This is a genomic window from Cohaesibacter haloalkalitolerans, assembly GCF_003574655.1.
GTDB classification, from domain to species: domain Bacteria; phylum Pseudomonadota; class Alphaproteobacteria; order Rhizobiales; family Cohaesibacteraceae; genus Cohaesibacter; species Cohaesibacter haloalkalitolerans.
The window spans coordinates 430717-438907 of record NZ_QNUM01000006.1 but is presented as its reverse complement, the minus strand read 5'-3'; the positions used below and the strand labels follow the sequence as shown (position 1 = coordinate 438907).

Annotated in this window: 8 protein-coding genes and 2 pseudogenes; 2 read left to right on the top strand and 8 right to left on the bottom strand. The window is 55.0% G+C overall.

The window, feature by feature from the left end; translation table 11 throughout:
- Positions 1–40: 40 nt before the first annotated feature.
- Both DSL70_RS17135 and DSL70_RS22760 read right to left on the bottom strand, forming a co-directional pair.
- Positions 41–691 (bottom strand): annotated as a pseudogene (locus DSL70_RS17135) (transposase); the annotation flags it as partial.
- A 242-nt stretch (positions 692–933) separates the two neighbouring features.
- Positions 934–1062: a hypothetical protein gene (locus DSL70_RS22760; RefSeq protein WP_280955357.1), complete on the bottom strand. Its 129-nt coding sequence runs from the start codon at positions 1060–1062 to the stop codon at positions 934–936.
- 221 nt (positions 1063–1283) lie between these two features.
- Between DSL70_RS22760 and DSL70_RS17130 the strand changes: the two genes are divergently transcribed.
- The gene (locus DSL70_RS17130; RefSeq protein WP_119309166.1) at positions 1284–1925 is read left to right on the top strand and encodes a LysE family translocator; all 642 of its coding nucleotides are present in this window, start codon (positions 1284–1286) and stop codon (positions 1923–1925) included.
- A 184-nt stretch (positions 1926–2109) separates the two neighbouring features.
- On the opposite strand, the gene dctP is transcribed toward DSL70_RS17130, so the two are convergent.
- On the bottom strand, positions 2110–2379 hold the full coding sequence (dctP, locus tag DSL70_RS17125) for a TRAP transporter substrate-binding protein DctP (RefSeq protein ID WP_205563309.1): 270 nt from the start codon (positions 2377–2379) through the stop codon (positions 2110–2112).
- Positions 2376–2540 carry a hypothetical protein gene (locus DSL70_RS22445; RefSeq protein WP_205563308.1) on the bottom strand — a complete coding sequence of 55 codons (165 nt, stop codon included), beginning with the start codon at positions 2538–2540 and terminating at the stop codon, positions 2376–2378. The genes dctP and DSL70_RS22445 overlap by 4 nt, the downstream gene beginning before the upstream one ends.
- A 57-nt stretch (positions 2541–2597) precedes the next feature.
- Between DSL70_RS22445 and DSL70_RS17120 the strand changes: the two genes are divergently transcribed.
- Positions 2598–3173, top strand: a complete 576-nt coding sequence (locus DSL70_RS17120) for an IclR family transcriptional regulator domain-containing protein (RefSeq protein WP_119309165.1) — start codon at positions 2598–2600, stop codon at positions 3171–3173.
- 86 nt (positions 3174–3259) lie between these two features.
- On the opposite strand, the pseudogene DSL70_RS22610 reads toward DSL70_RS17120, so the two are convergent.
- The 4 genes and pseudogenes from DSL70_RS22610 to DSL70_RS17105 form a co-directional block, all read right to left on the bottom strand.
- Positions 3260–3460 (bottom strand): annotated as a pseudogene (locus tag DSL70_RS22610) (IS3 family transposase); the annotation flags it as partial.
- 26 nt (positions 3461–3486) lie between these two features.
- Positions 3487–4719, bottom strand: coding sequence for a glycoside hydrolase family 5 protein (locus DSL70_RS17115; RefSeq protein WP_162916841.1), 1233 nt, complete (start codon positions 4717–4719; stop codon positions 3487–3489).
- Positions 4720–4749: 30 nt separating this feature from the next.
- Positions 4750–5508: a WecB/TagA/CpsF family glycosyltransferase gene (locus tag DSL70_RS17110; RefSeq protein ID WP_119309163.1), complete on the bottom strand. Its 759-nt coding sequence runs from the start codon at positions 5506–5508 to the stop codon at positions 4750–4752.
- A 60-nt stretch (positions 5509–5568) separates the two neighbouring features.
- Complete coding sequence (locus tag DSL70_RS17105; protein WP_162916839.1) at positions 5569–8118, bottom strand: GumC family protein; 2550 nt, start codon at positions 8116–8118, stop codon at positions 5569–5571.
- Positions 8119–8191 lie beyond the last annotated feature (73 nt).

Genomic DNA, 8191 nt, shown 5'->3' with positions numbered 1-8191 from the left:
CCGTTAGGCTTGAACCAATGGCGCTTCCAAAGGCTCACTATTTGCGGGTTCTTTGCACACAAATGCCATTCTCCCGCATCAGACGACCAACCACTGCCCGGCAGGCAAGCAAAGCGCCGCCGAGAGGGACGCCCATGGCCAACATTCAGACCCGGCTCCTTCAATTCTTCTGTCATGCGCGGTCGGCCATAGCTACCCAGGCTGAGGCGCGATTGCTCCTATATATGGGCCAGAACAATCATATCAGTCCGTTGTCTTTGACTGGCGAGGCGCTTGCAAAAGGCACGAAAGCCTCGAGTGCTGACTTCCATGACCTGACAGAGACGTGTGATGGAAAAGGACTTTCGGTGTTCCTCGACAAATCTGAACCTCATGACTTTTGGCTCGCGAAGAACATCGTGGCGTTATCGCCTGGAAATGATCCACTGGATCATTTCAGATACGGCTCAACTTTAGAATATCCCGCTCCTCCTTGAGAAGACGCTTCTCACGTCGAAGTCGTTCATTCTCTTCTGCAAGGCGCTGATCATCGCCGGAGACCACATCAATCTCGTTGTGGAATTTCGCCCACTTATTCAACGTTGACATCCCAATCCCGGAGATCAGATGCAACCTGCCGTCTTGTAAGGCCACTGGTCAGTGCAATGTGAACCGCTTCTTGTCGAAATTCTTCGCTTCTGGATCGTCCCATAGAAAATCTTCTTTGTTGCACAATATGCTTTCAAAGGAGCGGCACAGTTCCGTGACAGGTCCAAAGACAGGTCCGTACCTTCGTTGGATAGCCTTGTTCTGTCGTCCCATGCATCGAGCCACTTGCTCACAAGCGAACCCGTTGACCTCAGACAATCTCGCCTGACGTGGTTCAGAGTCTGCACGGATGCAGGCGTGGCATCAGAGCCGCGCAAAGTGGGACTGAGGATCGGAGAGTTCTGTTCAGAAGGACAACGTCAGCCCGTCATAGGCTGGAATGACGCCTTCGGGCAATATGTGTCGGAGCGTATCGTAGTCCATATCGATGTGCATGTAGGTCAGGATGGTCAGCTTTGGTTCCAGACACTTCAATTTGGATAGACCACGCCTGATGGCAGCTTTGCAGCTCGCGGCCAGATTTGAAGCAACACTCGTATTGGTTGTTGACAAAGTGTATGAGGCAGGATTGAAATCAGGTGGAACAGATGCAGCAAGGCTCGGCCTTACGCATCACTATGGCGAAGGTCATCATGTCCCTAACTGCCTGATTTGGACGGGAACGAACTGCAGATTGTTTACAGAGGTGGACCGAAATGACCTATGACCAGCTGATTACCTATCTACCGGCCTTGCTTCCGATTCTTGCGGTCTTCAGCGTTGGTGTTGCCAGTCCGGGTCCTGCAACGCTGATGATTCTCGGAACTGCGATGTCCCAAGGACGATCCACAGCCATCGCGCTGTCATTTGGCATCGTGACCGGCTCCCTGTTTTGGGGTGGTGTCGCCGCCTTTGGTCTCGTTGCCGCCATGAAGGCTTCAGCGGGCTTTTTCATGGTGCTGAAACTGGCTGGAGGCGTTTATCTGATCTATCTGGCGGTCCGCTCCTGGCGGTCAGCCCTCATAACTCAAGCGCCTGCCAAAATAGCCGCATCAAGCAGAAAATGCGCAAGGCGCAGTTATTTTCGTGGACTTTTGCTGCATCTGACCAATCCCAAGGCTCCTCTCGTCTGGATTGCGACGCTTTCCATCGGCCTTGGAGATACTGCCCCAATACCATTCCTAATTCTGGCTATTGTGCTATGCGAGACCATGGCCTTGATAATCTTTGTCGGCTATGCGTTCGTGTTCTCCACGCCGACAGCATCAAACATTTATTCTTCTGCTCGCCGCCCTTTTGAAGCCCTGATCGGCGTTCTGTTCGGAGCGGCAGCCATCAAAATTCTGACAGCAAGCTGAGCCTTGCATTGCCTGCAAGATTGTTTCGTTTGCAGGTCTTCCCAAAGGGGAACCGAGCATGGAGCAGGGTTTGACAGAGTGAAACCGTGCCAATCCACATTCGGGTTTTGGCGGGTAATAGTCTACCGGAAGCCGGACACGCGGCTTTTGGATCACGTCCCTTTGGCCAAGGCGTCAATCGCCCTCAGGCGACCGAGCCAATGCCCATCAAGACGATGCCGCGATCCTTGGTGGTCTCGTAGATCGGCTGCATAATCCCGGCATCGTCCATTACATTGTCGAAATGCTCCTGACTGTTAAAGAGATATGGCATGGAAAAGACACCATAAACAAGCGCGAAGCTTTCCATCAGGCCTCCGGATACCTTGGTAAAGTCGATGGTACCCGTCTGGACCAGTTCAACCAGCTCACGCGCCCCACCCAGCTGGCCATCCGGGAAATACTGAACGGTCATGTCACCGTTGGTTTTTGTTCCAGGATTTCGCCAAATTTCTTCATCGCCTCAACGGTGGGCGTTGCATTGCTGGCATAGGCAAATTTGAGTGTCTCAGCTTTTACCGCCATTGTGCCGACCATGAGGGTCAGGACTGAAACTGCACCAATCGTTCTAAACAAAATCCTCCTCCTCGTAAGAAACTATTCAGGTTGGGATAGAACCTACCTCCCAATTATATGGCAAACCAGGTTGCGTCCGTGTTGAAGGTCTTCTCTGTTCTGGAGACCCTGGTTGAGGAAAAGCGAGCCGGATTGGCAGATCTGTCCCTGCGCGCGATGACCACCAAAAGCACCGCCCACCGTTTGCTCCAAACCATGATAGACTTGGGCTATTCTGCCTATAGCCTCGCCATGCAATCAACATTGGGGTATCGCAACCCACTTCACAGCACGTCTCTGGGCAAAGCCCTTCTGGCTTGGCGGGATGAGCGGGAAATCCATGATCGACTAGGCAAGATGGATTTTGCCAAGCTGGCACCTCATACGATAACCGATCGAGAGCAATATCTGGAGCAACTCAAAACGGCTCGAGATTTGGGCTATGCTGAGGAAATCGAGGAAAGCGAAGCCGGAGTGCGTTGCATGGCCGCTCCGATCCGTGACCATCTCGGTAAATCGGTTGCTGCCATGAGCATATCTTTTCCACTATTCCGGTTCGATGAAACCAAAAAGGCAGAGTATGTTGCGCTGCTAAAGACAGCCAGCCTTAATGCTTCCCGGGCTTTGGGATATCTTGAAACAGATGCGTCCTGAACTCGTCTGCATGATTGGGGGCGTCGAAAAAGCATCTAAGGAGCCCCGAGAGATCGAGGGAGAGACAAACCAAACAAGGAGGTGGTTCTGCCAGTTCAGGATCGCATTCGGGGTCTGTTCAGTCCATTGTCACTGACAACCAAACAAGGGTGGCCTCCCACCCCCCCACTCAGCGATGGCATCAAGCTCTCTGGCAACGCCAAGGCCCGACAGGCTCGTATCAACAACGGATGCCAAGCACTTCGGCTAAAGCCATCAATGACGCTCAGGATCGTGAACCGCCTTCCGTGGCATGGCATGCTATGGGAAGCGATTAATGCAACAAGGCATCGATAGCATATGGCGTAACATTGCGCGTCTTGTCATCTATCAACCCAAAGCCATCGGGCCCCACGTCCCAATATGCCCATCCAACACATGCTAATTCCGCGCCTTCACGAACAGCTCTTATCCATCTTCCTCGATCTTCCATACCGACGGTAAAATCCAACACACCAAATTCATTCACTATAACTGCGACATTATGGGCTGAAGCCCACTGGCCAACTTGCTTGAAGATTTTGCCAATGCGCTCGCTATTCCATGGTTCTTCATAAGCTTTGCTGAGCTCTTCAGCTGCCTTTGATTTGCCTGCAGATTTCAGCTGGATGATTTGGTTCATAACAGAAGGGTGGTTGATACTTGCAGGAAATGGAACATTAGAAATCGCCGATAAAGAAGACCCTTCATCCCAGTTCATCGATTGATGGGTGAAAACCATCGGGCTATAGAAGTGAATGGCGTAAATCAGGTCATTGCCATTGAGCGGTTGTGATTGAAGCAAAGGCTCATATCTTTGCCAGATACCAGGACCAACAATCAATCTGCGACCCGGGGCAATCGAATTCAGCCGCGAAACTAAAACTTGAGCTGCCGGCCACCATTGGCCATGATCTGTTGGCTCGTTCAACAGATCGAAATAGACATCGTCAAATGGCCAATTTTTCAGCTTTGATGCCAAACCTTCCCAAGCCTGGGTCAGCAATTTAAATGCGAGCTCATGATTCCGTTCGTATAATTCTGCAATAACCGCGCTTGAAGGATGCATATCAATACTGACGGCATACCCCATACCGGTTAGCCTTCCAAGCATGCCTTCCAGCTCGCTCATGTACTGATTGATCTCTTCGGGAGAAGCAAACGGTTCCATAACCATGACAGGCTCTATCGGCAATCGAATATGCGTAAAGCCTTCGCTAAACAGCTTTCCTAGCAGATCATCATCTGGTTTCAAGTCCGGATTTTTTACTCTCCAATTTGGAAAATTAAGACCTCTGGCCAGACGACTATCTCTCCCATTTGTCGAGAGGGGATGTCCAGCTGGGCACTGGGATAAGCCACGACGAAACGTTCCGTCTGCGCTCTCCATCCGTTCAGCTATCCCGGTCCCCAATCTCACGTCTTCTTCCTTCATGGGAAGATAGTAGAAGAGAAAAAGCGCAATTGCTCCGAACAACAAAGAGACCTCGACAAGGCGCCTCACGGCTTTCTTTGAAAAATAAGTCAATCAGGCCCCCTCCCGGTCAAACCATAGGGATCAGCGTGTACGGGTCAGTAGCAACCAGACAGCGTGCGGATTGGTGGTCAGATAGCGCCAGAACAGGCGCCCCGGCTCCTGATAGATCCGGTAGGCCCATTCAAGGCCGACATCCTGCATCCATTGCGGGGCGCGGGAATTCTTGCCGGACAGGAAGTCGAACAGGCCACCGGAGGTCTTGACCACCCCGACGCCGGTCAGCTTTTCCAGATTGCGCGCCACGAAGCGCTGTTCGAGCGGCACGCCCATGCCGATCCAGAGAATGTCGGGCGCCGCCCGATTGATCTCGTCAATCACGCCCTGTTCCTCGTCTGCCGAGACATAGCCGTTGCGATAGCCGGCAAAGATCAGATCGGGATAAAGCCGCTTCATGTTGGCGACCGCCTTCTCAATGCCTTCCTGAGTAGCGCCGAGGAAGTAGAAGCTGGCCTTTTCCTTTTCCGCCATCCGGGCGGCATTGTGTACCAGATCCGTGGTGGCCACGCGTTCTGGCAGAGGCGTTTTGGCCAACAGCCTGGCGGCCTTGACGAGCGGTGTGCCGTCGGCATGAATGAGGTCGGCCTTCAGAAACAGCTCCCGAATCGCACTGTCACTGGCACACATGGAGAGGACCTGCCCATTGGCGGAGGTGACATAGAGCGGCTTGCGCCCCTTGCCCCGACTGTCATAGGCATGCTCAAGCATGGTGCGGGCGGCGCCATCGCAGTCCTCGACTGCAATAGGCAAACCGCCAACCGTGATTTTCGGGATATCGTTCATCAAACACCTCTGAAGACAGAAGACACAGGTCTATTCAGGTCAGGTGTTATCAGAAAAAACTTAACTTAGAGTTTGATCCAGCACGAGACCGGCGCCGCATTCGCTGGCCCAGTCGCACCAATCGGCCAGATCGTCCTCTTCCAGCACCTCGTTTTGCAGAACGACGATGCTGTGATCGACCAGATCCATCAGGTCTTCAAGGGTGCCCGGGTCGAGCAGCTCCCTTGCCTCAAGGATCACGAAGCCATAGGTTTCCGAGCACAGATCAATGAGACCTGCCAGTTCTTCGGCGAGTGCCAGGCTCAGCCCTTCGGCACTGTCAAAACCGGACGCGCCATAGAAGGGGATCAGGTCGTAGTCCTCGAACTGCTCCATTCTGGCAACCGGCCTTTGCATCGCACCACCGGCATTTGCCGTCATCGGCTGGTTTGGCTGCCCCTGAAGCGAGATGACAACCGGATGGAACCCGGCGTCAACCGCGAAACTGCGCACCAGATCGGCGGTGACATTGAGGCCTTCTCCGGGCTGGGCTGCCGTTACCAGCAGGCTCAGATTTTCTTCGGCCAGTCCATCCTTGAGAAAGCCATCAAGGGCCTTGAACCACATGTTGGTCTGTGGCGGTGTCGCGGGCAAACGCCCCCCTTCCGTCGGGGCGTTCGGAAGACGGATGATCACCGGATCGGCCGAACCGCCGGACGGTTGCCCAGACGTACTGACAGCCGTTAGGCCGGATTGGGCGTCATCGCCCATGATTTCGCTGGCGACCTGCGCTTCAGGCTCTTCAGCCGGTTGCAATGCTGCGACCTCTTGCGTCGTGCCCTCTGCAGGATCCATTGCCAAAGCTTCAGATTCGGCTTCCTCCAAATCATCAACGGACTTGCTGGCGACGGCAGCGGCCACAACGGGAGCTGCATTGGCCGCCGCACCGGTTGGCGTGAAGCTGAACGGGGTGGCCGCGAATGGGGCAGCGCTTTCTGCCGAGGCAGGATAGCTCCCGGGCGCGTAGGCCACGCCGGCAAAGCGATAGTTGCTCGCAAAATGTGCCGACACGTCGACAGGGGCCGGAGAGAGTGGACCGTTCGGCCCTCTCGCAAAGCCGTCAAAGTCGCTTTCTCTCCCCCGTTCCGGCGCGGCAAAGGCAACCCGGATGAGGGCAACCAGCAACCCGAGCACAAACCCGAGGACGACCAGCGCGACCCCAACCAGTTTGATTGAAGGTTTGGTCGATTTCAAAGGCACGACGCCCTTGGAGACGATTCGCGCTTCGTTGAAATTGAACTGTGCCTGTTCGTCGGTGATCTTGTAGCGGGCCAGAAACTGCTCATAGAGATTGCGGTTGGCGGTCGCTTCCCGCTCAAGGTTGTCCAGTTCCACCTTGGCCTGGTTGAGCTGGATGGACCGCTGACGCAGATCGGCCAACTGGCCTTCCAGCGCCTGTTTCTTGGCAAGCGTGGTTTCGTAATCCTGCTTGGCGCGCTCGACGAGGCGGCTGCGTTCGCGGGTAATCTGACCGGCGATGATCGACTGCTGCTCGCGGTTTGCCAGAATGCGGGGATGGCGGCTGCCAAGGGTCTGGCTCAGTTCGGCAGCGTCGCGGCGCAGGCGGTCCTGCTCCTGCATCAGCTGATCGAGGTTGGTGAATTCGCCGCTCTGGGTCGCGCGGGCGCTTCCCGGCACACCGTCCTTGCGGGCCTGATCATAGCGAGCCTTGGAGTCGGCCAGCTCGGTGGTCACCGCGCCGATCTGCGAGATCAGCGAGGTCAGCTGCTGATTGTCGAGGGTGCCTTGCGACCCGGCGTCGACGATGCCGTTCCTGGCACGATAGGCCGCCACAGCCTCTTCGGATTTCTTCAGATTGCCATGCAGCAACTGCAGCCGTTCGGACAGCCATTGCGCGGCCTCCTCGTTGGCGTTGCTGCGATAGTCCTTCTGGTCGCGCACAAAGGCAGCGGCTACACCGTTGGCATATTTGGCAGCATTTTCCTTGTCACCCGATACGGCATTGACCTCAACGATATAGGTCGCGCCCTGACGGTTGGCGGAGATATTCTTCTGGAACATGCCGACAAGAGCGGTCTGGTTCTGGGCTCCGGCATAGTCCGGGTCATCCTTGACCCCCAGTTCATCAACGACCTTGGTAAGGAAGCCGCCGCTTTTCATGATCTGCACATAGCTGGTCAGAGCAGCCGCATCGCCACCGATGCCGGACACGACGGTGTCGGAATCCGTGATCCGGGGCTGGCGCGGATCAACCAGAACCAGTGCCGTCGAGGCAAACTTGCTTGGCAGCAGGTTGTAAGCAGTCAGCCCCGCGCCAACGACAAGGAGCATGACAAGGGTAATCAGCACAAACTGCTGGCGCAGGAAACGCAGGATCGCTCGCGGATGAACCAATCCGCTCCAGACATCACTTGCAGGAACACCCGTCTGGATCGAGGGGGAAAAGGAGGCATGCGGCGTGACCGTTGGCGCCGCCTTTGCGGTAGCTTTTCGCGCCTTCTTCCTTGCCTTTTTGCCATCTTCGGCAGAAGAGAAAGCAACATCTGCGGCAACCGGCTCACCATCCGGCTGCCAATCCAGATCAGATTTCTTTTTTTTGCGTCCGAACATGAACAATCCCTGCGACTCTATACAATTGCAACCGGAAGACGGGCAGACTCCCACTTCCGTCTCGCTCAAGTAT

Excerpts from the sequence above, each read along its gene's own strand:
- DSL70_RS17130 (WP_119309166.1), top strand. The coding sequence starts at position 1,284 with ATGACCTATGACCAGCTGATTACCTATCTACCGGCCTTGCTTCCGATT.
- dctP (WP_205563309.1), bottom strand. The coding sequence starts at position 2,379 with ATGACCGTTCAGTATTTCCCGGATGGCCAGCTGGGTGGGGCGCGTGAG.
- DSL70_RS17120 (WP_119309165.1), top strand. The coding sequence starts at position 2,598 with ATGGCAAACCAGGTTGCGTCCGTGTTGAAGGTCTTCTCTGTTCTGGAG.
- DSL70_RS17110 (WP_119309163.1), bottom strand. The coding sequence starts at position 5,508 with ATGAACGATATCCCGAAAATCACGGTTGGCGGTTTGCCTATTGCAGTC.
- DSL70_RS17105 (WP_162916839.1), bottom strand. The coding sequence starts at position 8,118 with ATGTTCGGACGCAAAAAAAAGAAATCTGATCTGGATTGGCAGCCGGAT.